Genomic DNA, 25,892 nt, shown 5'->3' on the forward strand with positions numbered 1-25,892 from the left:
GTATTGTATCATACGCAACCATTGGAGCTTTCTGATCCCTCGAATATGCTCAACGTAATCAAGACTTGGAGCGCATCCCGAAAAACGTCAAGCGCCCAGCCAACATCACAACAAGAGGCGCGTCAAAACAAACAGATGAGACGGGCCCATCTCTTCAAGCAAATCAAAACGCGCTCCAAACTATCAAACAGCCGCATTATCAGAGGAAGACAATGGTGAACCTCCACCGGTCGGTGCTCGCCGATCTCAACATATTCGTGACAATCGTACGGCGACAAAGCATGAAACAGGCCGCCAACGAAATCGGAGTCTCAACATCCGCTATCAGTCATCGAATCAGAAAACTGGAGGCGGATCTGGGTGTGCGCTTGCTCAACCGCACCAGCCGTTCTCTCACGCCAACCGAAGCCGGCGCGGCGTTTGCGGCACAACTTGAAGGCGGGTTGCGGACGATAGGCGAGGCCATCGAGGCGCTGACCAGCCAGCGGGACTTCCCGTCGGGACGCATAAGGCTGAATGCATTGCGCGATGCCGCGCGGTTGATCATTGCACCCGTCTTGCCGCGTTATACGCAAACCTATCCGGACATGCATCTCGATATCACCATAGATGACCAGATGGTCGATATCGTCGCCGATGGTTTCGACGCGGGGATTCGCTATGGTGACCGGGTGCCGCAAGATATGATCGGTGTGGCGCTGACTGGTCCGTTGCAATGGATTGTCGTTGGTTCCCCAATTTTGATCTCGAGGGTAGGGCACCCGAGAATGCCCGACGACCTGCTTCATTTGCCGTGTATAGAGACGAGACTTGGCGACAATTCCCGTTATGCGTGGGAACTGGGAAACGGAGCATCGTTGCGACGGGTGGATGTGAAGGGGCCGATTTGCGCCAATGAGACTGAGCAGGCCATTGAGGCCGCCCTGGGCAGCGTTGGTTTTGCCTATTGTCTGGAGCCATTGGTGCAGAAGTACATTGCTAAAGGTGCGCTTGAAGCGGTGTTGCCGGACTGGGCTTCGGAAGGACCACCCCTGACCATGTACTATCCCAGTCGGCGACAGGTCCCTGCCGGTTTGCGACGGCTGATTGATCTTATCCGTGAGGAACAAGGCTTGACGAAGTTGGTGGTCACCGAGGAAGCGACGGCGCTTTGATATGTTGATCGTTGATATTTTCTCATTCGTTCGTTGAGGTAATCTCAACAAATTATCGTTGCCTCGGGTCCCTTTCGAGCTCAAATATGCGCCAGACCTGATATGTGTGGAACCGGCGCTGCCTTCCATGCATGGTCGAACCATTTCATTTATGGAGATGCGTCATGCATTACAATGCAGCGGCTGATCGCTACCAGACGAATATGATCTATCGCCGGACCGGTCGAAGCGGCCTCGATCTACCGGCAGTTTCGCTTGGTCTCTGGCACAATTTCGGTGGCCGGGATGTTTATGAAAATGGTCGCGCCATTCTGCGTCGGGCGTTCGATCTGGGTGTCACCCATTTCGACCTGGCGAATAATTATGGCCCGCCGCCTGGATCTGCGGAAGAAAATTTCGGTCGCATCATGGCCAGTGATTTTCGACCCTATCGCGATGAGATGATCGTCTCTTCAAAAGCCGGCTGGGATATGTGGCCTGGACCTTATGGCGGGATCGGCGGCAGCCGCAAATATCTGATCGCCAGTCTCGACCAATCGCTGCAGCGGATGGGGCTCGACTATGTCGACATCTTCTATTCGCATCGCGTCGATGCCACGACCCCGTTGGAAGAGACGATGGGAGCGCTTGCGCATCTGCATCGTCAGGGCAAGGCGCTGTATATTGGCATTTCCAGCTATTCGCCCGAACTCACTCAGAAGGCGGCGGCGATCCTGAAGGAAGAACGCGTGCCGCTTTTCATCCACCAGCCGAACTACAACATGTTCAACCGCTGGATCGAGAATGGCCTGCTCGACACGCTTGAGGAACTGGGCACCGGCTGCATCGTCTTTTCACCACTGGCCCAGGGGTTACTGACATCGCGCTATTTGAATGGCATCCCAGAAGGTGCACGGGCGAATCAGGGCGGTTCGTTGAAGGCTAGCGCCCAGAGCGAAGAATTGCTGGGACGTATCCGGGCACTGAACGCCATTGCGGAACGTCGTGGGCAGACCTTGGCCCAGATGGCTATTGCCTGGACGCTTCGCGATCCGCGTGTCACGTCTTCGCTCATCGGCGCGAGCTCGGTCGAGCAGTTGGAAAACTCTCTGGGAGCCATGAAGGGGCTGGATTTCAGCACCGAGGAACTGGCTGAAATTGACCAATATGCGCATGATGGCGGAACCGATTGGTGGAAGAGCTCGACTTCGCTTTGATGCATTATACCAGGGCGCTGAGATGCTGACGCATCACGCCCTGAAAATGCTCAATCGCCACACAGGCTTAACCAAAAACCCATGAGTCATACTCATAGGTTTTTGGTATTAGTTTTAACGAACACTATGATAAAGGGCCGTACGCTTTGCGTGCGGCCTTTTTGCTTGAAATAAGAGGCGGTGAAAGCAATTCACGCGGGGTGATGAAATTGCTATAGGGCAAATGGGGTTCAGGACTGGCGCTCTGCCTTTCACGAAGCCGGTCCGTCGGGGAAATGTATTCGAGACAATGTCGCTGCGTTCAATAAAGGGCAGTTTGAAGTATCCGCTGATCCGGGCAGGGCTGGAGGCTATCGCGCTTTCCGGTGCAGCGACGCTTTTCCCTTCTGCCGGTGGCCGCGGTGTTGTCTTCACGATGCATCACGTAAAGCCTGACGATGCGCAGGATGGATCTGATCCCAACGCCATACTTTCGATTACGCCGCAAACGCTCGGAATGGCGATAGAGGCGGCGTTGGAAGCGGGCCTCGTTCCGGTGCATCTGCATGATTTGCCAAAACTGCTTTCCGAGCCGGATAACCAACAGAAATATGTCGTTTTCACACTGGATGACGGTTATCGGAACAATGCGGAATTCGCGGCTCCTGTATTTTCCCGATATAACATCCCCTACACGATTTTCATCACGACCGGCTTTGTGGAGCGCAAGCGGTCCATGTGGTGGAGAACCGCCGCCGCTCTGGTGACGGAAGCTGACAGCTTCCGGTTTGACTTTGGCGGCGGTGCTGTCGATATCCGCTCGACAAATTCGGCTCAAAAATCGGCGGCCTTTGCCCGGCTTGTGCAGTTCATGCAGTGTTTCGATGAAGACGAAGCAGTAGCCCGCATTGATGCAGCCGCGCAGAGGGTCGGGATTGACGCAATTTCTCTTGTCGATGAATCAGTAATGAGCTCATCGGAATTACGAAATCTGGCTATCGATCCGCTTGTGCATCTTGGAGCCCACACGGTCACCCACGTTAATCTGCGTCGTGTGGATGACAAAAGGCTGGCAAAGGAAATTGCTGATTCGACCGATGCCGTGGCACGCTATGCCGGTTACAGACCGCGATCGTTCGCCTATCCATATGGATGGAAGGCGGCGGCTGGAGCGCGCGAGATCCGAGCCGTTTCCGAAGCAGGCTTCGATGTGGGGGTGACCACCCAGCCGGGCGTGCTGCAGCAGACAGACGAGATGCAGGTGGCGGCTATTCCGCGTATTTCCCTCAACGGCTATTTTCAGAAGAAACGCTATATAAAGGTGCTCGTTTCAGGCTTGCCATTCAAGCTTCTCTAGAGAATTTTCCCGAAAGTGGGAACCGGTTTTGGGATAAAGACATAGGTAAAAACAAACGGATAGAGTGGTTCCAACGACTCTGTTTTAAACAGAACCACTCTAGCTAAAGTCTGAATAGCTGCTCGGTCCTGAAAACACGAAAGGCCGCCTGTCGGCAGCCTTCGTAAAACCTGATCTGAAGAAAAACTGGAGCGGGCGAAGGGATTCGAACCCTCGACCCCAACCTTGGCAAGGTTGTGCTCTACCCCTGAGCTACACCCGCTCGCGCCAGTCATTCCGGAAACCATTCGTTTCCGTCAGGCAGGCGCTATATGGACCAACGCTTCGGAGATTGCAACAGGGAAATTTGCTTCCTTGTGCAAGTTATTTGCCGGTTCTCTCCAAAGCTGTGGATGAAATCAGCGCCCAAGGCGCGTGACGCTGATAAGTGAGGCGAACAGCGCAAATCCGGATGCGAAGAAGAGAATATACGGTGTTCCTCCACGCCCCATTGCGACAGCAGAAATGCCACGAATGCCGCCCCCAGCGACTGGCCGAGGAGACGCGCCGTACCCAGCATGCCGCTTGCAGCGCCACTGCGCGAGCGCGGCGTCGAGGTAATCATCATCCGGTTGTTGGGCGCCTGAAACAGCCCGAAACCGACGCCGCAGATCGCCATGCGCCAGCATATATCAGGAATCGACGGATGTTCCGGCAGCATGCCGACCAGAGCAAGCCCGATGGCGAAGATGACAAGGCCGAGTAAGCCCAGGATCGCTGGCGAATGCTTGTCGGACAGTTTGCCCGATAGCGGCGCGATGACTGCAAGAGCGATAGGCCAGGGCATCATCAGCAAACCGACTTCGATTGGCCTGAAACCGAAGACGACCTGAAAGAGGAAAGGCAGCGAGATAAATGCCATCATCTGGGCCAGGAATGACATGATCGACGTGCAGATGGAGAGCGTGAAGACCGGTATGCGCAGGAGATCGAGCGGCAGCAGCGGGTCGGCCATGCGCAGCGACCGCCGCGTGAGGAGAACGCCTGCGGTCACGCAGACGACCGCTTGCAAGAGGACGATAGAGGAATTGATCTCGTTGCCTGCGCTGTCGATGGTGGTGACCAGCAAGCCGATGGTAAGCGCTGACAGAATTGCGCTGACCACGTCGAACTTGCGCGCAGAGCGGTCATTTTCGGGCAGGCTTTTGATGCCCATCACGACGGCAGCAACGCCGAGCGGAATGTTGATGACAAAAAGCCACGGCCAGCTCAGGGAGGAGAGCATGACACCGGCGAGTGTCGGCCCGATGGTCGACGAAACGGCGACGAAAAGCGCATTGAGGCCGATGGCTGTGCCGAATTTCGCCTGCGGCACCGTATAGCGCAGAAGCGCGGCGTTCACGCTCATCAGGCCGGCTGCGCCCAGACCTTGAACGATGCGGGCGAAAGTGAGCGCTTCCAGCGAGCGTGAGAACACACAGGCCACGGAAGCGACCGTAAACAACGCTACGCCGCCCAGATAAACGCGCCGATAGCCATAGATTTCACCGAGTGCCGCAAGTGGAAGCAGCGTGACCACGATCGCAAGCTGGTAGCCGTTGACGATCCAGATAGAAGCGGCAGGGCCAGCCGAAAAGTCGGCGGCGATGGTCGGCAGGGCGACATTTGCAATCGTGCCGTCGATGACGGCGAGTGTCAGGCCCACCATCAGGGTTGCCCATGCCCAATAGATTCTGGGCTTAGGCAAACCGTCCGGAGCTGCGGACGCGGCTTGCTGAATAGCGGTTTCGTGCTTCATTTCATGACCAGTGTTCGGGACCAGAGCGGCGGGCGGTTCCGTGTGAAGAGGAACCGTTCCAGGTGCCGCAAAATAAAAGACAGGTTTCCTGTAACCTTAACCGTATCGGTAAGGTCAGCAAGCTATCTAGCCGAAAATCACCTGACGAACGCTGTTTTCGGGCCGTAAACCGGCTAGGTAACGCTATTGTGTGCCACTTTCCGCCGCAACCGGCAGTTTCATGACATGCGCATATTTGCGTGGATTGAAGCTCAGATAGAGCGGACAGATGCTTGCGACCAGAACGAGATGCATGATCCAGCCGGAGGCGAACGAACCGGTAAGACTGTGCAGGAACGCGGTCGCGACCGGGCCGAGAGCTGCGATCAGGAAGCCGCCGCCCTGCATCATGGCGGCCAGTGCACCGGCTTCCTCCGGCCTGGGCAGGTGGTCGAGCGATGTAATCATGGCGAGCGCGAAGCTGCCGCCGAGCCCTGCGCCGCAGATAGCTGACCAGCAGAAGGGCGAAAGTTGCGGTGCAAAAGCAAGACCTGCGAAGCCAATAGCCTGCATGGCCAGTGTCAGCAGCAACCAAGGGCGACGGTCGATACCGTGGCGGGCAAGCAGCGGCAGTCCGAAAGCCGCAAGCGCTTGTGCGACGGCCATTGCCGCGACGAGATTGCCGGTGGTGGACGCAGTAAGCCCCAGCGACTGATAATAGGGAGCAAGCCAGGCGACCATGGATGAATAGCCTGCATTGACGAGACCGAATGCAGCCATCAATACCCAGGTGCGCGGGCGTTGCAGCAGGTGCCCGGTTATTCCGGATTTTTTGCCCGACGATGACGTTTCGCGGAGAATGGGAATTGCTGTCAGCAATGCCAACACTGCGGGGATTGCAAGGACGGCGAGGGCGAACCGCCAGTTATGCTCCGGGCCTGCAAGCCACGGTGTCAGCCGTGCGCCGAGCGCGCCGCCACCCATGATCATGGCAGAATAGAGCCCCGTCACGGTGGCAATGCTCGACGGAAAGTTGGCCTTGATGAGGCCCGGCATCAATGCCTGGATCATCGCAACGCCTGCGCCGCACAGAACGGCGGTCAGCACCAGCGAAACACCGTCAGGAACAAAGCCGCGCAGGAGGGAGCCTGCTGCAAGAATGGCGAGTGCCGCGAACATGCTGCGGCGGGTGCCGAACAGCGACTGGATGCGGGGAGCAGCGAAAGCGCCAAGTCCCATCAGCATCATTGGCAGGAAGGTGAGCAGTGACAGCGCACCGAAACCCATGCCGGTGTCGGCTGCGATATTCGAAAGTACCGGCCCCGGCGCGGTCAGGAACGGACGCAGATTGAGGCCGATCAGGACGACGAGCGCGATGAGGGCGAAGCTTGCTGCGTTCTTGCTGCCGGTCGCCGGATGGGTGGTGGTCTGCATGTCTCAGGCGCCTGCCTTGTTCTTAGAACGCGTTTCGATCTGATTGAATCAGATCGGCGCTCTAACTTTTTGTTTTGAACTGCGCATCTTATCCGAAAACCGTTTCACACTTTTCGGGATGCGCTCTTATTTTTCCAGGCTTGGTAGAGTTCAGGATCGTTTTCCGGCGGGGAATGCTCGAAGCTGATACCTGTCTGCGCGTTGAGAGGCTTGGCAAGTTCAGCCGCGATTTTCGCGGTCGAAAGACCGAAGGGCTCGGCCTGCTTGTTGGAATAGGCGAAGCGGATTTTTTCGACGCCAGCCATGCGCATCGCGGCAAAGCACATGGGGCAGGGTTGACCGCTGGCATAGACTTCACAGCCATCGAGACGCGGCGATTGCAGCGTCTTGCCTGCCGCACGCAATGCCAGCAATTCGGCATGGGCGGTCGGGTCGCAATCGGCCTGCATGCGATTGACGCCTGTGGCGATGATCTCGCCGCCCTTGACGACCACCGCACCGAACGGGCGTCCGCCTTGTTCGACATTGTCGAAGGCGAGCTTGATAGCCTGATCGAGAAATGTGCTGTCGCTGCTCATTTCGCACCCGCCTTTTCCAGCAGGGCCACCATCGGCGCATAGCCGCGGCTGCGGGCATGCTGAAGCGGCGTGACGCCGTCATTGTCTGCCAGATTGACGTCTGCACCGGCGTCGATGAGAAGCTTCACAATATCGATATGACGCTGGCCGCCGTCGCCGAGCATGATGGCTTCGAGGAGCGCCGTCCAGCCAAGATTGTTGACGTGATCGACCTTGACGCCAGCCTCGATCAGCGTGCGTACCGTTTCGACATGCCCGCGTTCGGAGGCGGGAATGAGGGCCGTTCCGCCATAGCGATTGGTGCTCTTCAGGTCCGCGCCATGCGCAAGCGTCATCTTGAGGATTTCGAGGTGTCCGCGTGCGCCCGCATAAAGATAGGGGCTGTCCTTGATGGCATCCTTGGCGTTTACGTCGGCCCCTGCATCGATGAGCGCGCGGGCGACATCGATCTTGTTGGCATGGGTGGCTGCAAGAAGCGCTGTCTCGCCGTTCTTGCCGCGCGTTTCGAGGTTTGCTCCGGTCTTGATAGCCGCGTTGACTGCGGCCAGATCGCCTGCTGCTGCGGCCTGAAGCAGCGAGGTTTCGGCCTGGGCATGGGCTGCGGCGTGGTGGCCGGGCAATGTCGGTTCGGTCATAACTATCGTCCCTGCAATCAATGCCAAGGCACTCAAGCTGAATATCGTTTGACGCATCGGCTGGTTCTCCTGCTTGTTGTGTTCATACAAGCCGGATGTCATATTTGGAAATTAAATGTTGAACTGGTATCCAGTGATTTTATGAATAAAACGTTCAATCTCGATCTATTGAGAGCCTTCGTGGCCGTCGTTGACAGCCGCAGTTTTACGGCTGCGGCCTTGCAGTTGCACTCGACCCAATCGACGGTGAGCCAGAAGATCATACGGCTGGAGGAAGCTGCCGGACAAGCGCTTCTGGAACGTGCCCGGCATGATGTGCGTCCGACAGATGCAGGCGAAAAGCTGCTGGGCTATGCGCGTCGTATCCTGCATCTGCATGACGAGGCCGCAGCCGCGATGACCGGGACGGCGCTCGCCGCCGTGTTTCGCCTCGGCCTGCCAGAGGATTTTGCTTCACGGCTGGTTACACCTGCGCTGGCGCGTTTCATGCGCACGCATCCCAACACGAAACTTGAAGTGACAAGCGGTCTCAGCCGCGAATTGCAGAAAGGTTTCGAGACCGGTGAGTTCGACCTTGTCATGGTGAAGCAGAAGCGCGGCGAAACGGTTGGAACCATGCATTGGCCGGAGCCTTTGTCATGGCTCGATAGCGCTGATTTTCCCGTTTCTCATGTCGATCCGCTGCCGCTTGTCGTGTTCCCGCCCAACGGACTTTATCGCAGCGACATGATGGAAGCTCTCGATCGGGCGGGGCGGCGCTGGCATGTGGTTTTCACCAGCTCCAGCCTGGCGAGTATCCAGAGTGCTGTCGCTGAAGGACTGGGCGTCAGCCTGCTGCCGACGCGTGTAGCACTTCCCGGTCATCGGGTGTTGCCTGCCGCTGGGGGATTGCCGTCCGTCGAGCCGATGGAAATCGTCATCCGGCACATGGACAATGGTCCCGACCAGATCCGTCAGCTTGCCGAAATGCTGGCGGAAATCGTCGGCGAGTGAGGGCTCTTCCGACGGGCCACCGATAGAGGTTCTCCAGACGCAAATGCCCCGCACGACAGTTTGTATTGTTTCGAGCATCGTTTGCGAAATTTCCGGTCTTTCATTCCCTTGTTTATTTCTGAAAAGCGCGTTCGTTTTCAGATTGACTGATTTTGTATCCAGGATATTGTTTCCAGAAAAGTTGGGAGGCTTTTCTATTGGCGGCTTTTGAATGGCGCAGTCAGACCCGTTTGCTGGACGAAGTGGCAGAGGCGCTTCGCGAGCGAATTTATGCGGGCGTCTATGCGCCGGGCGCGATACTTCGGCAGGAACATATTGCTGCTGAATTCGGCATCAGCCGCACGCCCTTGCGTGAAGCCCTGCGCGTTCTGGAACGTGACGGGCTGGTCATCCATCTGCCGGGCAGGGGGGTGCGTGTCGCATCCGCCGATCTCACTCGCCTGATCGATGCCTATGCCGTGCGTGAAGTGCTCGACGGTGTCGCTGCCCGTTTTGCCGCCGAGCGGGCGAGCGATGCGGATATTGCCAGATTGCGCACCCATGTTGCAGGCCAGTCGGCTGTGGTCGATCCGTGGGACGCAAAAGCCTATACCCAGTCTAATGTCGATTTTCATATGGCGGTGATGGACACGGCGGGCAATACTTCGCTGATTGCCTTCGTGCCGCTCCTGCGTATGACATCGCAGGTTTTTGCACCGTCCTTCTCGCTGTCGGTAGACCGTGCGCGCGACGCTATCCGCGAACATGGCGCCATCGTTGAGGCTATTGCCGCGCGCGATGGCGAGCAGGCTGAGCGGCTGGCACGGGCGCATATCCGCGCCACCACAGCAAGATTGGAGGCGGAGCAGCCTCTTCGGGAGAATGAAGATGAAGCATGAGAACCAGACAGGAGGAGCTGGCTTGCTCCGTTATGGCAATTTCATCGCAGGTCAGTGGCAGGATGCGGCTGGCGGCGAGCATATCACCGTCAAGAATCCTTCCGATGGCAGCGATCTGGCGCTGATTGCGCGCGGCACCAAGGCCGATATCGATCAGGCCGTAGCGGCAGCCCGCAAGGCGCTTTCCGGCGATTGGGGCAAGCTGACCGCGACCGAGCGTGGCCGTGTGCTGCATCGCATTTCGGAAGAGGTGTTGAAGAACATCGACCTCCTGACCGATCTGGAATCGAAGGATGTGGGCAAGCCGGTCACTCAGGCGCGTGCCGATGTGGTGGCGCTGGCGCGCTATCTCGAGTTTTATGGCGCATCCGCCGACAAGGTGCATGGCGATACGCTGCCCTATCAGAACGGCTTTACGGTTCTGTCGATCTATGAGCCGCATGGTGTCACGGGCCATATCATTCCGTGGAACTATCCGATGCAGATTCTGGGTCGCAGCCTCGGCGCAGCACTGGCCATGGGCAATGCAGCCGTAGTCAAGCCTGCCGAAGAAGCCTGCCTGACGATTCTGGAATTCGCGAAGATCGCCGAAAAGGCTGGTCTGCCGGTCGGCGCGCTTAATGTCGTCACCGGGCTTGGTGCAGAAGCAGGCGCAGCGCTTTCCGAGCATCCCGATGTCAACCACATCTCCTTTACGGGGTCGGTGCGCACGGGCGAAGCGGTGCAGGCCGCAGCAGCGAAGAACACGGTGCCAGTGACGCTGGAGCTTGGCGGAAAATCGCCGCAGATCGTTTTCGCCGATGCAGATATCGACCGCGCTTTGCCGTTTCTGGTCAATGCGGGCATTCAAAATGCCGGTCAGACCTGTTCGGCTTCGTCGCGCATTCTGGTCGAGCGCAGCATTTACGAGGATGTCGTGGCGCGCATGAGCGAGCGCTATCGCGCATTGAAAGTGGGCCCGGCCAGCGCCGATCTGTCGGTCGGCCCGGTGGTATCGCAACGCCAGAAGGCAATTGTCGAGAGCTATCTCGATCTGGCGAAGGAAAGCGGGCTGGCCATTGCCGCGCAAGGCGTGCTTGTCGATGATGCGCCGGAAGGCGGGGCCTATGTGTTGCCGACGCTGATCCGCGACGTGCCCGCCGGTCATCGTCTGGCGCAGGAAGAAATCTTCGGTCCGGTACAGGTCATTCTGCCTTTCGATACCGAAGAAGAAGCCATCGCGATTGCCAATGGCACGTCCTATGGCCTCGTCTGCGGCATCTGGACCAATGATGGCGGACGGCAGTTCCGCCTGGCGCGGGCTATCCATTCCGGTCAGGTATTCATCAATAATTACGGCGCTGGCGGCGGTATCGAACTGCCATTCGGCGGCGTGAAGAAATCCGGCCATGGCCGCGAAAAGGGTTTTGAGGCGCTCTACGGGTTTGCCTCGCTGAAGACCATCTCGGTCTGGCACGGTTAGAAATAGCATTTGGGAGAAGCATAGTGTCGCTTGAAGGTAAGGTCGCGCTCATTACGGGAGCGGGTTCGGGGTTTGGCGAAGGCATGGCAAAGCGCTTTGCTGACGGCGGCGCAAAGGTCGTCATCGTGGACCGCGACAAGGCAGGTGCTGAGCGCGTCGCAGGCGAAATCGGCGATGCGGCGCTGGCCGTGGCTGCCGATATTTCCAAGGAAGCCGATGTCGATGCAGCGGTGGAAGCCGCTCTTTCGAAATTCGGCAAGATCGATATTCTGATCAACAATGCCGGCATCGGTCACAAGCCGCAAAATGCCGAACTGGTGGAGCCGGAAGAGTTCGACCGCATTCTGGGCGTCAATGTGCGCGGCGTCTATCTGATGACGCGCAAGCTCATTCCGCATTTCAAGGGCAATGGAGAGGGCGTTATATTGAATGTCGCTTCGACGGGTGCCGGTCGCCCGCGTCCGAACCTTGCGTGGTACAATGCCACCAAGGGCTGGGTTGTATCGGTGACGAAGGCGCTCGCCATTGAACTCGCACCGTCGAAAATCCGCGTTGTGGCGCTGAACCCGGTTGCCGGTGAAACGCCGCTTCTCACCACATTCATGGGCGAGGACACCGAGGAAATCCGCAAAAAATTCCGCGATTCCATCCCGATGGGCCGCCTGTTGAAACCCGACGATCTTGCTGAAGCGGCGGCTTTCCTTTGTTCGCCTGCTGCCTCTATGATTACGGGGGTTGCGCTCGACGTGGATGGCGGACGCTCGATTTAAAGTTGGAGGGATAGGGGAACTCATGGGTAACTTACTGAAAGCCGGGCTTATAACGGCTGCGATGCTGGCATCGATCAACGGTGCCTTCGCGAAAGACACGCTGGTGGTCGGCGAAGTGCTGGAGCCTCCGGGTCTGGACCCGACCGCCAATGCCGCTGCCGGTATCCGGCAGGTTACCTATGCCAACCTTTATGAAGGTCTTGTGCGCATTGTCGAAGACGGCACGGTGAAGCCTCTTCTGGCAGAAAGCTGGACTGTCTCCGACGACAAGAAGACCTATACGTTCAAGCTGCGTCAGGGCGTGAAGTTTCACGACGGCACGCCGTTCGACTGCTCGGTGGTGAAATTCTCCTATGAGCGCGCCGTCGCTCCGGATTCCATCAATGCGCAAAAGGGGCTGTTTGAACCGATTGCGAGCACGGAGTGTCCTGATCCCGCAACCGCCGTTGTGACGCTGAAGCGCCCGACCTCGAACTTCCTGTTCAATATGGGCTGGGGTGACGCGGTGATGGTCGCGCCGAATTCGGCTGCGGAAAACAAGACAAAGCCGGTCGGCACGGGTCCGTTCAAGTTCAAGCGCTGGGTGCAGGGCGACCGTGTCGAGCTGGAGCGCAATGCGGATTACTGGGGCGAGCCTGCAAAGCTCTCCGCTGTTACGTTCCGTTTCGTCAGCGATCCGTCGGCTGCCGCTGCTGCCATCCTTGCGGGTGATATCGACGTGTTCCCGATGTTCCAGGCGCCGGAACTCATCAGCCGCTTCAAGAGCGACGATAAGTTGCAGGTTGAGGTGGGCGATACCGCGGGCAAGGTTCTGCTGTCGCTCAACAATGCCAAGGCTCCGTTCGATAATCTGAAAGTGCGTCAGGCTCTGGCCCATGCCATCGACAGCAAAGCGCTGATCGAAGGCGTTTATTCTGGTTTCGGTACGCCAATCGGCTCGCATTATGCGCCGGTCGATCCAGGCTATGTCGATCTGTCGGAAACCTATCCGTATGATCCGGCCAAGGCCAAGCAACTGTTGGAAGAAGCCGGTGTTCCGGCTGGCACGTCGATCACCATCACGCTTCCGCCTCCGGCCTATGCGCGTCGCGGCGGCGAGATCATTGCAGCGATGCTGGCGGAAGTCGGCATCCAGGCCAATCTCGTACCGATCGAGTTTGCGCAATGGCTGGATCAGGTGTTCAAGCGCTCGGATTTCGATGCGACGATCATTGCTCATACCGAAGCGCGCGATCTCGATATCTACGCCCGCGACAAATATTACTTCAACTATAACAGCCCGGAATATAAGGCGCTCTACAAGGCCTATGCCGAGGCTGGCAGCGACGAGGAACAGCTCGAACTCGTCAAGAAGCTGCAGGAAAAGCTTGCCGCCGACGAGCCGAACATCTTCCTCTATGCGCTGCCGAAAATCGGTGTGTGGAACAAGAACGTAAAGGGTCTGTGGAAGAACATGCCGATCCCGGCTGACGATCTGACGCAAGCCTATTGGGCTGAATAAAAACATCCGCCCCGGCGCTTTGGCAAAGGGGCGGATAACAACACGAATAGCCGCGCACCCCATAAAGAAAAGGGGAGGGCGTGCGGCGAGTTGGAATGTGGAAAGCGGATATCCGTCTTTTCAAGGAGGTCGCTTTGCTGGCTTACATATCCGGGCGATTGGTTTCGCTCTCGCTGACGACGCTTGCGGCTTCCGTTATCGTCTTTCTGCTGATGCAGGTGCTGCCGGGCGATCCGGCGGCGGTGATCCTCGGCATCAATGCGCAGCCTGAAACGCTTGCAGCGCTCCACACCCAGCTCGGCCTCGACCAGCCGCTCTGGTGGCGTTATCTTTCGTGGATTGGCGGCTTTCTGAAAGGCGACTTCGGCACGAGTTACACATACTCCGTGCCGATCAGCGAACTGCTCGGGCCGCGCATCATGGTCACGCTGCCGTTGGCGCTTCTGTCCATGGTGCTGTCAGTTGCAGTTGCCATTCCGGTCGGTGTCTATGCGGCGTCCAAGCGCGGCAAGACCGGCGATGTGCTTTCCATGGGCGTAGCGCAGGTCGGCGTCGCCATCCCGAATTTCTGGCTTGGTTTGCTTTTGATCCTGCTCTTTGCCTTGCAGCTCGGCTGGTTTCCGGCCTCGGGTTTTGCAGGCTGGGAAGGCGGTTTTTGGAACGGCATCCGCTCGTTGTTTCTGCCCGCACTGGCGCTCGCGCTGCCGCTTGCCGCCATTCTGGCCCGCGTCACCCGATCCGCCGTCATCGAAACGCTGGGTGAGGATTTCGTACGGACTGCGCGCGCCAAGGGCCTCACACGCAACGCCGCACTCTGGCGTCATGCGGTGCCCAATGCGCTGATCCCGGTTGTCACCATCATCGGCCTGCAATTCTCCTTTCTGCTGGCGGGAACCATCATCATCGAAAACGTCTTCAATCTCCCAGGCCTTGGAAGGCTGGTGTTTCAGGCCATTGCCCAGCGCGATCTCGTCACCGTGCAGTCGCTGGTGACGCTGCTTGCGGCTTCCGTGATCGCGGTCAATTTCATCGTCGATCTTGTCTATGGCTGCATCGATCCGCGCCTTTCGACGGGAGGCAGCCGATGAGCGACGCGCAAATCCTGCCGAAGCCCGGCTTTTTCCGAACGGTGCTTTTGAGCCGCAGCCTGACCATCGGCACGCTGATAACGGTTATTCTCGTCGCGATGGCGCTCATCTCCTTTTTCTGGACGCCCTATTCGCCGACGGCCATGAATTTCCGCGACAAGTTGCAGGGGCCGAGCCTCAATCATCTGTTCGGCACGGATAATTTCGGTCGTGACGTGTTTTCCATGATCATGGTCGGCGCGCGCAATTCCATCGCGGTGTCGATCATTGCCGTACTGGTTGGCGCAGGCATCGGCATTCCGCTTGGGTCGCTTGCGGCTGCACGCGGCGGCATGGTGGACGGTTTCGTCATGCGCATGACGGATCTGGCCTTCGCCTTTCCGGCGCTGCTCACCGCCGTCATCATCACTGCCGTTTTCGGTCCCGGCGCGGTGAATGCGATGATCGCCATCGGCATTTTCAACATTCCTGTGTTTGCGCGTGTCACGCGCGGCGCATCGCTGGGGCTCTGGAAGCGCGAATATGTGCAGGCGGCCCGTTGCGCAGGGCGCGGCGACGTGTCGATCACGCTGTTGCATGTGCTGCCCAATATCAACCATGTGCTGATCGTGCAGGCGACGATCCAGTTTGCGCTCGCCATCGTGGCCGAGGCGGGCCTTTCCTATGTCGGTCTTGGCACCCAGCCGCCCATGCCGAGCTGGGGCAAGATGCTCAACGACGCACAGACCTTTATTTATGACGCGCCATGGCTCGCCATTTTCCCCGGCCTTGCCATCACGTTTGCCGTGCTTGGCCTCAACATGCTGGGTGATGGACTGCGCGATGTGCTCGATCCGCGCGTGCGGAGGCAGAGATGACAACACCCCTTCTTGAAATGGACAATATGTCCGTCGAGCTGCCCTTTGGCGTTCGTTCGGCAGATATTGTCTCCGGCATCACGCTGACGCTGAACCGTGGCGAGCGCCTCGGTATCGTGGGCGAATCCGGCAGCGGCAAGTCGATCACGGCACTTGCCGCAATGGGCTTGCTGCCGGAGCGCATGCAGGTGCGCGGTCGCTTGCGTTTTGACGGCGAGGATCTGGCGAACAAGCCGGAAGCGGAACTCTGCAAGATGCGCGGACGGCGCATGGCGATGATTTTTCAGGAGCCGATGACGGCGCTCAATCCGGTCAAGTCCATCGGCGCGCAGATTGCCGAAGGCCGCCGTCTGCATTTGGGCGAAAGCCGGACCGATGCGGAGCGTGAAGCACGCCGCCTTCTGGATCGCGTGGGGCTGCCTGCGCCGCGCTTCAATCTCGATCTTTATCCGCATCAGCTTTCCGGCGGTCAACGCCAGCGTGTGATGATCGCCATGGCGATTGCCTGCGAGCCGGACCTGTTGATCGCGGATGAGCCGACAACGGCGCTTGATGTGACCGTTCAAGCGCAGATCCTCGATCTGATGGACGAGTTGATCGACGAAACCGGCACCGCCCTGATGCTCATTACCCACGATCTCGGCGTGGTTTCCGAAATGACCGATCGTATTGCTGTCATGTATGCGGGCCGCATCGTTGAGACGGGACGCACCGAAGCCGTCTTTCATCGCATGGCGCACCCCTATGCCCGCGGCTTGTTTGCAGCCTCGCCCCATGGTGCGGCACTGGTGCGCAGCCACGGCACGGGGCGTCAGCGCCTTGCCGCCATTCCCGGCGTTGTGCCGGACCCACTGGCGCGTCCGCCTTATTGCACCTTTGCCGACCGCTGCGCCTTTGTGCAGGACGACTGCCGACAGGCGATGCCAGGGCTGGATTTCATCGCCGAGAATGACGGCATCGTGCATCGCGCCGCCTGCCTGCATCCGCGTGAAGGCGAGGTGGTTTCATGAGCAACATGATTTTGCAGGTGCGCGATGTGGTGCGCGAATATCAGCTTCCGCGAGCATCTTTCCTTTCAAAGCCCAGCGCATTGCGGGTGCTGCATGGTGTAAATGTCGAGATCGAAGCAGGGCAAAGCCTTGGCATCGTCGGCGAAAGCGGTTCCGGCAAATCCACGCTGGCGCGTGCGGTGATGGGGCTGGAGCGTCCGCAATCGGGTCAGATTCTCATCAACGGTCAGGATATCTATGCGCTGGATCGCTCGGGCCTGCGTGAAGCGCGCAAAGGCTTTCAGGCGATCTTTCAGGACCCTTATGGGTCGCTTGATCCACGCCATACGGTCAAGCGCATCATTTCCGAGCCGATTGTGTCGCTGGAAAGCGGCACCAGTTCCAAAGACCGCGACGACCGCGTGGCGGAAGTGCTGGAAGCGGTTGGCCTGCCCAAGGCATCTGCGGAAAAATATCCGCACGAGTTTTCCGGCGGGCAGCGCCAGCGTATTGCCATTGCGCGCGCCCTGATCACCAAACCGGCGCTGATCGTCGCCGACGAGCCGGTCTCCGCGCTCGACGTTTCCATTCAGGCGCAGGTCTTGAACCTGATGATGGATTTGCAGGAAAAGTTCGGCCTTTCCTATCTTTTCATCAGCCACGACCTTGGCGTGGTGCGCGCGATTACCGACCGTGTTGCGGTGATCTATCGCGGCAATATTGTCGAGCAGGGGCCGACCAATGCGGTGTTCGACAATCCGCAGCATGACTATACGCGGGCGCTGGTCGATGCCGTGCCAAAGCCTTTCTCCGGTCGCCGCAAGCGCGCGCGGCGATCCGATTCCACACTGAAATTGCCTGAGTGATTTGAGGAAATATCCAATGTCGAATCCTGCCGATTTGTCAGCCGTCGAACTCGTGGCCGCCTATAAGGCGAAGTCGCTTTCGCCGGTCGAGGTCACCGAAGCTGTCATCACCCGCATCGACGCCTGTGAGCCGAAGCTGAATGCGCTTTGGGCTTATGATCCGGATGCCGCGCGGGCGGCGGCCAAGGCCTCGGAATCGCGCTGGTCGAAAGGTGAACCTGCCGGTCCCATCGATGGTGTGCCGCTGACGATCAAGGAGAATATCGCGACGGAAGGGACAGCGGTTCCGCTTGGCTGCGCGGCGCTGCCGCTGAAGCCTGCCGCCGCTGATGCACCGCCTGCGGCGCGCACCCGCGAGGCTGGCGGCGTGCTGCTCGCCAAGACCACCATGCCGGATCTCGGCATGTTATCTTCGGGCCTGTCGAGCTTCCACAAACTGGCGCGCAATCCATGGAACCTCAACACCAATCCGGGCGGTTCGAGCGCGGGCGCAGGCAGCGCCGGTGCTGCCGGTTATGGCCCGTTGCACATTGGCACCGACATTGGCGGCTCCATTCGCCTGCCTGCTGGCTGGTGCGGTCTCGTCGGTCTGAAACCGTCCTTCGGGCGCATTCCGATTGATCCGCCATTCCTCGGTCGCGTTGCCGGGCCGATGACTCGCACGGTTGCCGACAGCGCGCTCTATATGTCGGTGCTGTCGCGGCCGGACCGTCGTGATGGCATGAGCCTGCCTTATCAGGACATCGACTGGATGAGCCTCGGCCTCGATGTAAAGGGCCTGAAGATCGGTCTATGGCTTGATGCCGGTTTCGGTGAGCCGACAGGCGATGAAACCCGCGCTGCCGTAGAAGCCGCAGCCAAGCTTTTTGCTGATGCAGGCGCGATTATCGAGCCCGTGGCACCGTTCGTGAACCGTACCATGATCGACGGTCTGGATCGCTTCTGGCGTGCGCGTTCATGGTCGGACATCAAGAAGATGACGCCGGAAAACCGTGCGAAGATTCTGCCTTATATCTATCAATGGACGGAGACTGCAGAAGGCCTGACCGGCGAAGAAGTGTATCTCGGTTTTGCGCAGATGGATGCCATGCGCAATGCAGCGCTTGCAGCTTCCAAGGGCTTCGACTTCATCCTGTCACCGACCGCTCCGATGCCGACCTATCCAGCAGAGTGGGCATCTCCGGTCAATGATCCGCAGCGTCCGTTCGAACATATCGCCTTCACCGTTGCGATGAACATGTCGGAACAACCGGCGGTCTCGATCAATTGCGGCTATACATCGTCGGGACTGCCAATAGGCTTGCAGATTTTCGGCCAGCGTTTCGACGATCTGGGCGTGTTGCGTCTCGCTCAAGCTTATGAAGATATGCGGCCAGCGCAACGCCCATGGCCGGTTCTCGTCTGATCGCCAAACGCATCCCTCATCCTGAGGAGGCGCGAAGCGCCGTCTCGAAGGGCGAGGGGTGCGAGCGGTAAGGTTAGAGTTTTGTCCCACCTTCTCCTCACCCTTCGAGACGATGTCCTTCGACAAGCTCAGGACCTCTCCTCAGGATGAGGGGGCGTACCCCATCTTTTCTATTTACCGGGCCTGAGTGGCGCGCGTTCCTTGTAGCGATCCACGGCGGTAAGCTTCTGGATCAGCGGATCGGCATCGCGCCAGCCGTAAATCTCGGTGCGCAGATAATCGAGCTCGGCGTCGAGTTCATCCTCGCCGATCTCCGTCCACCACGATTTCGGGCGTCCGTCACTGCCATCCGACCAGCGATAGCGGCGTTCTTTCAGCTTGTCCTTCATGTCGAAGGGGCTGTTTTCGGCATAGATGCGCAGTCGCGATTTCTGGCTGGCTTTCAGCAGCTCGGCAAAGGGCGTGATTTCGCCCGACTGCTCCTTCAACACCGCGAGCAGTGCCTGACAATCATCCTCGGCACGGTGCCCGTTATGAAAATAACCGCTCTGGCCGATCAGATAGCCAAGCTTGGTGCCTTCAAAACCACGTGCCGTCCAGTCGATTTCCTTGACCGAGCAGGCCCATGGCTTGTCGGCGAAAGCGATTGAGAAACGTTCGAGAAATGGACGGTCAAAACCGGCATTATGCGCAATGATGATATCGGCTTCGGTGATGAGTGCGTTCAGCTTCTCGCGCGGGATCGTCTGGCCCTTTACCATCTCGTCGGTAATACCGGTGATGCGGGTAATGTCAGCGGGGATTGGCTTCGACGGTTCCTGCAGCGCGCCGAAAGTGGCGCAGACGTCGCCGATGGAGCCATCGTCGGCATAGCGGAAGGCGACGGCGCCGATTTCGATGATTTCTTCCTGCGCCGCACTGAGGCCGGTGGTTTCCGTATCGACAACTACGCCGAGACGGGGAAAGGCAACCATGTCAGCATCCGGTACTGTCGGCGGCGGATCGAGCCGCTGCAAGATGCGATAACGTCCGCTATCTTTCAGGCGCTGCACCATTTCTGCTTCATCGATGCCCGTCGTCTTGCCGGATTTGGCGCGGGCAGGGCGCAGTTCTGCCCGTTCCTCTCCTTCCGCTGGGGAAAGAGCAAAAAGGTCGAACTGATGGCGCATGGAACTTCTCCGCATGGGGGAACGGGTTTGACAAAGAATGCCATTTTGCGGTGCTGCAACCAAGGCCGCAATCGTATAAGTAACAGGTAATCATCCTGTCGAGCGGTAGCAAGGCAGGCTTTTGCGTCGGAAAAGGGCAAGAGGAGGGACGTCTTGGCAGATTATGATTATTGCGTCATCGGCGGCGGTATTGTCGGACTTGCGACTGCAAAAGCCATGCAGGAAGCAGAGCCGGGCGCAAGGATCATTCTGCTGGAGAAGGAAAGCGACTTTGCTCGCCACCAGACAGGACAAAATAGCGGTGTCATTCATGCCGGCATCTATTATCAGCCGGGTTCATTGAAAGCGCAGCTATGTCGGGCAGGCGCCGAAGCCACGAAGGCTTTTTGCAGACAATATTCCATTCCGTTCGAAACATGCGGCAAGCTTCTGGTGGCAACCTCTCCGCAGGAGGTCGAACGCATGGAGGCTCTGGCCAAGCGCGCAATCCAGAACGATATCACGTTCCAGCATGTGGATCGGCAGGCGCTACGCGAGGTCGAGCCTGCGGTTTCAGGGCTCGAAGCACTCCTCGTTCCGGCGACAGGTATTGTCGACTATGCAAAAGTATCGCGGGCCATGGCTGCGGAGATCATCGAGCGTGGCGGGATCGTACGGCTCAATTCGCCGGTCACGGTAATCCGGGAGGATGACAGGGGCGTTACTGTAACGGCGAATGGGGAGATCGTGCGCGCTTCCAGATTGGTCGCATGTGCCGGATTGCAGTCAGACCGCATCGCGAGGCTTGCCGGACTGGATATCAGCCATCGCATCGTTCCGTTTCGCGGTGAATACTACACCTTACCGCAATCGAAGGCGAATATCGTCAAGCATTTGATCTATCCGATCCCCGATCCCGACCTGCCATTTCTCGGCATTCATCTGACGCGGACGATTGACGGCGGCGTGACCGTCGGACCGAATGCGGTTCTGGGTTTCTCCCGCGAAGGATATGACAAAGGTAGTTTTCGCGCAGGCGATGTCGCGGATATGTCGACGTTTCCGGGCTTCTGGAAAATGGCGAGGAAGAACTGGCGCTCGGCACTATCCGAGTTCAGCAATTCCGCATCTCGAACACGCTATCTGAAGGAATGCCGGAAATATTGCCCGACACTGGAGCTTTCCGATCTTGGTGCACCGGGAGCTGGCATACGGGCGCAAGCCGTCCTTGATGACGGCACACTGGTACATGATTTTCTCTTCAAGGAGACGGAGAGAATGCTTCATGTATGCAATGCGCCGTCACCGGCCGCGACGTCTTCCATTCCTATCGGTCGCATGATTGCCGAAAAGCTTCTGGGGATAAATCTGACGGTAAAAACTGCGTGAAAAGAGGCTTTCACCGAATCATGTTGTTTTCAATTTATTTTTAGCAATCGCTTATTCTCAATGCTGCTCTTTTAGGTTTTAGTGTTCATCTATATTGCAATCTAACAACTTGACTTTGATGTTGGTTTGTAATTGCACATGGGGTTCTATTTGAAATAGCGTTTTCGCATTCTCATTTTCAACCGATTTAGGGCCTGTACGTGAAGTTTGTGCCGCCGCTGGTAGTATTGCTGTTTGCTGCGACGATGTTGGGCATCTGGATGCTCGACACGAAGCGCAGGCATCTTTTGCTTTTCGGCCTGAGCTTTGCCAGCTTTGCTTTTGGACTTCTGGTCCCGATATCGCTGATCTCGAACAGCCTTACCCTGACCTCGCCGATTGCCACGACTTTTCATTTTATGGGCGGCTGGCTGCTATGCGAAGGTGTGATGATACGCATGGGCGGGCGATATTCCCGCCTGGCGTCAGGCTTGATAGGGCTCGGTCTCCTTGGTGCGATGATCTATTTCATCGCGAATGATACGAGCTATGCGCGGATTGCGCCTGCGGTGCAGTTGACTCTGGGCAGTCTGGTGGCCGTTCTTTGCATTCAGGCGCGCGATCTCGCACACCGAAGCTGGATCGAGCGCGTGCTGTTTGGCGCATTGCTGCTGTTGACGGTGCATTTCTATGTACAGGCTGGAATGGCGCTAGGGCTTTCCCCCGAAATTGCACGACCTTCCGAGCTGATACATTCGCGCTATTGGCAAGGCATCATGATATTCGGTGCCTTTGCTGGCGTCTTTGCCGGGCTTGTTCTTCTGGTGGTGACGACTTCCGATGTGGTGAAGGAGTTGCAGGCGGAGCGCGACTCCGACCCGCTGACCGGTGTTTTCAATCGTCGTGGTCTTGAGCGTCACGCGCATCTGCGCCTGGCCGAGGCCCAGCGCGGTGATTATGGGGTCATCATCGCCGATATAGACCACTTCAAGTCAATCAATGATGAGTTGGGCCATGCGACCGGCGATCAGGTTCTGGTCGAGTTCGCCCGCATCCTGCAAACGTCGGCAGCAAACACGACGATTGTCGGGCGCATCGGTGGTGAAGAGTTTGTTCTTCTGGTTCATGGCGATGCAGAGACATGCGAGCGACTGGGCAACAGGCTCTGCGGACGCGTCGCCCGCCACAGTTTTCCCATGCTGCCTGCAGGGCGCCAACTGACATGCAGTTTCGGTATCGCCATGGTGCGCGGTGGTGAGACACTATGGGAAACGGCGGCCCGTGCCGATCTTGCCCTGATGCGTGTAAAGCATCGCGGACGCAATCGCGTGGCCGTGGAGGGATTGGAATTCCCGAGCGCCACGCAGGGCGCCTATCTCCTGACCGCCTGAATTGTTTTCCGAGGCCCGCTGAACCGGATTTCTTCATCCCGTAAAGGATTTGGTTACCATAATTGACGATGCTGGAGGCGACCTTCCAGTCACCGTCTTGTCATGTCTTGTTCGTCTTTTTGCCGAACTGACATGCAAGGCGGTGCCGCGAAAGTTGATCTTCACTCGGATTTTGTATCATGGCGTGTGTAACAGAAGTGTATGACTACGCGGCACCGCGCAGCAACGGCATCAGGCTTCCATTCGGTTTCAGGGGTTTTACGCGCGTTGCGGTCTTCGCCGTGACGGGCCTCGTGGCCGGTAGCTGGATGATGACGGCGCTCGGCACGCTTGAAACGATCGTGCCGGCCTTTGCGCCTGTCGCTCCGATCATGCGCCGGGTTTCGTTGACAGCGCCGCAGGCACTTGCAGTCGTTGATCACAAGATCGCGCCATCACGGAAGATCAGGCAAAGTTTCATCAATGCCTACACTGCCGATACGGCCTATTCCAATCTCGACTGGCGCCGCACCAAAGGCGCGAGCGATGAACCGATCATTGCCGACATTGGGCCTGACTCCGTGATCGAGGACAAACCCGTCGATACGGCCTCTCTTGTCGAATTGCGCGCTGACCGCGTCCGGCGCGAAGAGCCTGTTGTGGCGAGAGTGGGGCAAGAGCAACCGGCTGCGACTACCGGTACGAACGTGGTCGCCTATGCGCCGATGCCGACCGCAGCGGCAGCTGCGTCGGCTTTCAGCAAGATAGCGCCTCTTTCGCAAGCAGAAGAAGCGGATGCCGTTGAAATGCAGGCGAACCTTCCCGCCGGCATTGCTGTTCCTGTTCCGCAACTCGCTCCGGATCAGAAGACCGATATGGCTGCAGAAGACGAGGCCGCCCGCGACGCGTTCCTGCCCGATGATGTACCGTTACCAGGCGCCAAGCCTTCGCTGCGTCGCTCCCGTATGCATGAGAAGACCGAACTCGCCTATGCGCCGGAAAGCGGTGCAACCGAGGAGCCACGCCCCGGCCTGTTCAGCCCGCTTCTCAATCAGGCTTCGCGCAGCAAAGTCGCTATCTATGACATTTCAGCAGCTACCGTTTATCTGCCGGGCGGAGAACGCCTGGAAGCACATTCCGGCCTCGGCCCGATGCGTGATAACCCGCGCTATGTGAACCAGAAGAACCGCGGGCCCACGCCGCCGCATACCTATGATCTGCGCATGCGCGAGGCGCTGTTCCATGGTGTCGAGGCGATCCGCCTTACGCCCGTTGACGGCAATAACCGCTATAATCGCGATGGTCTGCTGGCGCATACTTTTATGTTGGGGCGCCGTGGTGATTCCAACGGTTGTGTGGTGTTCAAGGACTACGCCCGCTTCCTGCGTGCCTTCAAGCGCGGTGAGTTCAACAAGATGGTTGTCGTCACGCGAATGCAGTCTTCGAAGCCTGCGCGGATCGCATCGCTTTTCTGACAAATCGCGCGTCGTGAGACGATCTTTCGAATGATGGTGCATCACAAAGAAATGTGATCCCCAGTTTCTTGCGAGGCGCGCCAGAATTGGTAGAAATCTTTCATCGAAACTGATCGGAGATTTCTATGAAGCTTTATTACAAGGTTGGTGCTTGTTCGCTCGCACCCCATATCATTCTGAGCGAAGCAGGCCTGCCTTATGAACTGGAAGCCGTGGACCTCAAGGCCAAGACGACGGCAGATGGTGCCGACTATTTCGTGGTCAATCCGCGTGGAGCAGTTCCCGCGCTGGAAGTGGAGCCCGGCACTGTCATTACGCAGAACGCGGCAATCCTCCAATATATTGGTGACCATTCCGATGTTGCGGCGTTCAAGCCTGCCTATGGCACGATTGAACGCGCACGCCTGCAGGAAGCGCTCGGCTTCTGCTCGGACTTGCATTCGGCCTTTAGTGGTCTGTTCGCGCCGAACCTGAGCGAGGAAGCCAAAGCTGGCGTTATCGCTAATATCAATCGTCGCCTGGGCCAGTTCGAAGCCATGCTGTCGGATAAGAATGCTTACTGGCTAGGCGATGACTTCACGCAGCCTGATGCCTATGCGTCTGTCATCATTGGCTGGGGTGTCGGCCTCAAGCTTGATCTCAGTGCTTATCCCAAGGCTCTGAAATTGCGCGAGCATGTGCTGGCCCGCCCAAACGTGCAGAAGGCATTCAGGGAAGAAGGCCTGAACTAAAAAATCAAAGCCGGAGGCCCAAACCTCCGGCTTTGATTACCTTGGCTACAGACGCAGCAATTGCCTACTGCGTTCATAGGTGCATCTCTTGTCAATTCTTGGGAAGATCAAATGGCGGAGAGAGCGGGATTCGAACCCGCGATACGGTTCCCCGTATACACACTTTCCAGGCGTGCGCCTTCAACCACTCGGCCACCTCTCCGTCCGCCTTGCTGTCGGGAAACCGTGTATCACGGTGAAAACTGACTGCAAACGTGGCACCGCTTTTCGAAACAGGCGCTGGTTAATCGCCAACTAGCGGGTGCGGCGCGAATATAGCCAGAAAATGCATATGTTCAACAGCTATTTGCAAGTTTTTGTGCCTAAATCACCGAGCCTGTGCAAAGAACGGTATATGAGGCGTAACCATATGTAATTATTTGGCTTTATTTTAATCGTGCAATTGTGTTGCTGCGTGGCTTTGAGTCTGACGGGCTCTGTGTGCTATGCTTTAGCAACATCAAAAAGACAAATCCTCGGATGACCGGGCTGAAAACCGGTGCCGAGATCAGGGTAGGAATTCCGGGGCAGAGAATCGTGATCCGATTTGTATTGCGTGGTTTTGCGGTTGTTTTTCTGGCTTTGGCTGTGATTTTCGCGGTCCTTGATGGTGCGCGTTCCGTCGGAGCATCACAGTTCACGGCAAAACCACTTTTGTCCATGTGGTCGCGTAATGCGCCCGAGACATTGGCCGATGCAGAAACCTTCGTGACGCACTATATAGGGGCAGGAGCCTGGAATGCAGTCTGCATTCCGCTGCTTGAGCAACCGGGCTGGCTTCTTTTCGGCATTCTCGCCCTTTTATTCTATGCAATCGGTCATCGTCGGGAGCGCCCTCTGGGACGCTTCACCGCTCGATAATC

The 25,892-nt window shown here is 57.9% G+C and carries 23 protein-coding genes, 2 tRNA genes and 1 pseudogene; 19 read left to right on the top strand and 7 right to left on the bottom strand.

Annotated features, from left to right (window positions below; all coding sequences use genetic code 11):
* From FIB18_RS25070 to FIB18_RS14965, 4 genes are all read left to right on the top strand, one after another.
* A partial coding sequence (locus tag FIB18_RS25070; protein WP_206667399.1) for a hypothetical protein occupies positions 1–219 on the top strand: 219 nt, incomplete at its 5' end.
* Complete coding sequence (locus FIB18_RS14955) at positions 213–1,154, top strand: LysR family transcriptional regulator (RefSeq protein WP_168436585.1); 942 nt, start codon at positions 213–215, stop codon at positions 1,152–1,154. The genes FIB18_RS25070 and FIB18_RS14955, both read left to right, overlap by 7 nt.
* 164 nt (positions 1,155–1,318) lie before the next feature.
* Positions 1,319–2,350, top strand: coding sequence for an L-glyceraldehyde 3-phosphate reductase (gene mgrA, locus FIB18_RS14960; protein WP_140021468.1), 1,032 nt, complete (start codon positions 1,319–1,321; stop codon positions 2,348–2,350).
* Between the two features lie 289 nt (positions 2,351–2,639).
* Positions 2,640–3,686: a polysaccharide deacetylase family protein gene (locus tag FIB18_RS14965; protein ID WP_140021469.1), complete on the top strand. Its 1,047-nt coding sequence runs from the start codon at positions 2,640–2,642 to the stop codon at positions 3,684–3,686.
* Between the two features lie 187 nt (positions 3,687–3,873).
* Here FIB18_RS14965 and FIB18_RS14970 read toward each other — a convergent pair.
* The 5 genes and pseudogenes from FIB18_RS14970 to FIB18_RS14990 all read right to left on the bottom strand — a co-directional run bounded on the left by FIB18_RS14970 (position 3,874) and on the right by FIB18_RS14990 (position 8,146).
* Positions 3,874–3,948: transfer RNA gene (locus FIB18_RS14970), tRNA-Gly, on the bottom strand.
* A gap of 136 nt (positions 3,949–4,084) precedes the next feature.
* Positions 4,085–5,463, bottom strand: a pseudogene (locus FIB18_RS14975) (MFS transporter).
* A gap of 183 nt (positions 5,464–5,646) precedes the next feature.
* Positions 5,647–6,876, bottom strand: coding sequence for a cyanate transporter (locus FIB18_RS14980; protein ID WP_140021471.1), 1,230 nt, complete (start codon positions 6,874–6,876; stop codon positions 5,647–5,649).
* A 104-nt stretch (positions 6,877–6,980) separates the two neighbouring features.
* On the bottom strand, positions 6,981–7,454 hold the full coding sequence (locus FIB18_RS14985) for a nucleoside deaminase (protein ID WP_140021472.1): 474 nt from the start codon (positions 7,452–7,454) through the stop codon (positions 6,981–6,983).
* Positions 7,451–8,146 carry an ankyrin repeat domain-containing protein gene (locus FIB18_RS14990; protein ID WP_140021473.1) on the bottom strand — a complete coding sequence of 232 codons (696 nt, stop codon included), beginning with the start codon at positions 8,144–8,146 and terminating at the stop codon, positions 7,451–7,453. The genes FIB18_RS14985 and FIB18_RS14990 overlap by 4 nt, the downstream gene beginning before the upstream one ends.
* A gap of 84 nt (positions 8,147–8,230) precedes the next feature.
* On the opposite strand from FIB18_RS14990, the gene FIB18_RS14995 reads away from it, so the two are divergent.
* The 10 genes from FIB18_RS14995 (at position 8,231) to FIB18_RS15040 (ending at position 18,898) form a co-directional block, all read left to right on the top strand.
* Positions 8,231–9,082, top strand: coding sequence for a LysR substrate-binding domain-containing protein (locus FIB18_RS14995; protein ID WP_140021474.1), 852 nt, complete (start codon positions 8,231–8,233; stop codon positions 9,080–9,082).
* 197 nt (positions 9,083–9,279) lie between these two features.
* The gene (locus tag FIB18_RS15000) at positions 9,280–9,960 is read left to right on the top strand and encodes a GntR family transcriptional regulator (RefSeq protein WP_140021475.1); all 681 of its coding nucleotides are present in this window, start codon (positions 9,280–9,282) and stop codon (positions 9,958–9,960) included.
* Positions 9,950–11,422, top strand: coding sequence for an aldehyde dehydrogenase family protein (locus FIB18_RS15005; protein WP_140021476.1), 1,473 nt, complete (start codon positions 9,950–9,952; stop codon positions 11,420–11,422). The genes FIB18_RS15000 and FIB18_RS15005 overlap by 11 nt, the downstream gene beginning before the upstream one ends.
* A 23-nt stretch (positions 11,423–11,445) precedes the next feature.
* Positions 11,446–12,192: an SDR family oxidoreductase gene (locus FIB18_RS15010; protein WP_140021477.1), complete on the top strand. Its 747-nt coding sequence runs from the start codon at positions 11,446–11,448 to the stop codon at positions 12,190–12,192.
* A 22-nt stretch (positions 12,193–12,214) separates the two neighbouring features.
* On the top strand, positions 12,215–13,693 hold the full coding sequence (locus tag FIB18_RS15015; protein ID WP_140021478.1) for an ABC transporter substrate-binding protein: 1,479 nt from the start codon (positions 12,215–12,217) through the stop codon (positions 13,691–13,693).
* Positions 13,694–13,827: 134 nt separating this feature from the next.
* On the top strand, positions 13,828–14,781 hold the full coding sequence (locus FIB18_RS15020; protein WP_140021661.1) for an ABC transporter permease: 954 nt from the start codon (positions 13,828–13,830) through the stop codon (positions 14,779–14,781).
* Complete coding sequence (locus FIB18_RS15025; protein ID WP_140021479.1) at positions 14,778–15,638, top strand: ABC transporter permease; 861 nt, start codon at positions 14,778–14,780, stop codon at positions 15,636–15,638. The genes FIB18_RS15020 and FIB18_RS15025 overlap by 4 nt, the downstream gene beginning before the upstream one ends.
* Entirely contained in the window at positions 15,635–16,648 is a 1,014-nt protein-coding gene (locus FIB18_RS15030) for an ABC transporter ATP-binding protein (RefSeq protein WP_140021480.1), read from the top strand. Before FIB18_RS15025 ends, FIB18_RS15030 begins: the two co-directional genes overlap by 4 nt.
* A complete protein-coding gene (locus tag FIB18_RS15035) occupies positions 16,645–17,493 on the top strand; it encodes an ATP-binding cassette domain-containing protein (RefSeq protein ID WP_140021481.1) in 849 nt (282 codons plus the stop codon). The genes FIB18_RS15030 and FIB18_RS15035 overlap by 4 nt, the downstream gene beginning before the upstream one ends.
* Positions 17,494–17,509: 16 nt before the next feature.
* Positions 17,510–18,898 carry an amidase gene (locus tag FIB18_RS15040; protein ID WP_140021482.1) on the top strand — a complete coding sequence of 463 codons (1,389 nt, stop codon included), beginning with the start codon at positions 17,510–17,512 and terminating at the stop codon, positions 18,896–18,898.
* Positions 18,899–19,068: 170 nt separating this feature from the next.
* Here FIB18_RS15040 and FIB18_RS15045 read toward each other — a convergent pair whose 3' ends face one another.
* Positions 19,069–20,067 carry a 3'-5' exonuclease gene (locus FIB18_RS15045; RefSeq protein ID WP_140021483.1) on the bottom strand — a complete coding sequence of 333 codons (999 nt, stop codon included), beginning with the start codon at positions 20,065–20,067 and terminating at the stop codon, positions 19,069–19,071.
* Positions 20,068–20,220: 153 nt separating this feature from the next.
* Here FIB18_RS15045 and lhgO point away from each other — a divergent pair, with 153 nt between their 5' ends.
* The 4 genes from lhgO (at position 20,221) to gst (ending at position 24,990) form a co-directional block, all read left to right on the top strand.
* Positions 20,221–21,435, top strand: coding sequence for an L-2-hydroxyglutarate oxidase (lhgO, locus tag FIB18_RS15050; RefSeq protein WP_140021484.1), 1,215 nt, complete (start codon positions 20,221–20,223; stop codon positions 21,433–21,435).
* Between the two features lie 200 nt (positions 21,436–21,635).
* Positions 21,636–22,805, top strand: a complete 1,170-nt coding sequence (locus FIB18_RS15055) for a GGDEF domain-containing protein (RefSeq protein ID WP_140021485.1) — start codon at positions 21,636–21,638, stop codon at positions 22,803–22,805.
* Positions 22,806–22,984: 179 nt separating this feature from the next.
* Entirely contained in the window at positions 22,985–24,259 is a 1,275-nt protein-coding gene (locus FIB18_RS15060) for a DUF2778 domain-containing protein (RefSeq protein ID WP_140021486.1), read from the top strand.
* A gap of 125 nt (positions 24,260–24,384) precedes the next feature.
* Positions 24,385–24,990, top strand: coding sequence for a glutathione transferase (gene gst, locus FIB18_RS15065; RefSeq protein WP_140021487.1), 606 nt, complete (start codon positions 24,385–24,387; stop codon positions 24,988–24,990).
* Positions 24,991–25,102: 112 nt separating this feature from the next.
* Here the strand turns inward: gst and FIB18_RS15070 are convergent.
* Positions 25,103–25,192: transfer RNA gene (locus FIB18_RS15070), tRNA-Ser, on the bottom strand.
* Positions 25,193–25,566: 374 nt separating this feature from the next.
* Here FIB18_RS15070 and FIB18_RS15075 point away from each other — a divergent pair.
* Positions 25,567–25,890, top strand: coding sequence for a hypothetical protein (locus FIB18_RS15075; protein WP_140021488.1), 324 nt, complete (start codon positions 25,567–25,569; stop codon positions 25,888–25,890).
* Positions 25,891–25,892: the final 2 nt, after the last annotated feature.

It is taken from the genome of Brucella pecoris (assembly GCF_006376675.1).
GTDB classification, from domain to species: Bacteria; Pseudomonadota; Alphaproteobacteria; order Rhizobiales; family Rhizobiaceae; genus Brucella; species Brucella pecoris.

Bases quoted from the DNA above. Each gene is read 5' to 3' on its own strand.
- FIB18_RS14955 (WP_168436585.1), top strand. From the start codon at position 213: ATGGTGAACCTCCACCGGTCGGTGCTCGCCGATCTCAACATATTCGTG.
- mgrA (WP_140021468.1), top strand. From the start codon at position 1,319: ATGCATTACAATGCAGCGGCTGATCGCTACCAGACGAATATGATCTAT.
- FIB18_RS14965 (WP_140021469.1), top strand. From the start codon at position 2,640: ATGTCGCTGCGTTCAATAAAGGGCAGTTTGAAGTATCCGCTGATCCGG.
- FIB18_RS14980 (WP_140021471.1), bottom strand. From the start codon at position 6,876: ATGCAGACCACCACCCATCCGGCGACCGGCAGCAAGAACGCAGCAAGC.
- FIB18_RS14985 (WP_140021472.1), bottom strand. From the start codon at position 7,454: ATGAGCAGCGACAGCACATTTCTCGATCAGGCTATCAAGCTCGCCTTC.
- FIB18_RS14990 (WP_140021473.1), bottom strand. From the start codon at position 8,146: ATGCGTCAAACGATATTCAGCTTGAGTGCCTTGGCATTGATTGCAGGG.
- FIB18_RS14995 (WP_140021474.1), top strand. From the start codon at position 8,231: ATGAATAAAACGTTCAATCTCGATCTATTGAGAGCCTTCGTGGCCGTC.
- FIB18_RS15005 (WP_140021476.1), top strand. From the start codon at position 9,950: ATGAAGCATGAGAACCAGACAGGAGGAGCTGGCTTGCTCCGTTATGGC.
- FIB18_RS15015 (WP_140021478.1), top strand. From the start codon at position 12,215: ATGGGTAACTTACTGAAAGCCGGGCTTATAACGGCTGCGATGCTGGCA.
- FIB18_RS15025 (WP_140021479.1), top strand. From the start codon at position 14,778: ATGAGCGACGCGCAAATCCTGCCGAAGCCCGGCTTTTTCCGAACGGTG.
- FIB18_RS15030 (WP_140021480.1), top strand. From the start codon at position 15,635: ATGACAACACCCCTTCTTGAAATGGACAATATGTCCGTCGAGCTGCCC.
- FIB18_RS15035 (WP_140021481.1), top strand. From the start codon at position 16,645: ATGAGCAACATGATTTTGCAGGTGCGCGATGTGGTGCGCGAATATCAG.
- FIB18_RS15040 (WP_140021482.1), top strand. From the start codon at position 17,510: ATGTCGAATCCTGCCGATTTGTCAGCCGTCGAACTCGTGGCCGCCTAT.
- FIB18_RS15045 (WP_140021483.1), bottom strand. From the start codon at position 20,067: ATGCGCCATCAGTTCGACCTTTTTGCTCTTTCCCCAGCGGAAGGAGAG.
- FIB18_RS15060 (WP_140021486.1), top strand. From the start codon at position 22,985: ATGGCGTGTGTAACAGAAGTGTATGACTACGCGGCACCGCGCAGCAAC.
- gst (WP_140021487.1), top strand. From the start codon at position 24,385: ATGAAGCTTTATTACAAGGTTGGTGCTTGTTCGCTCGCACCCCATATC.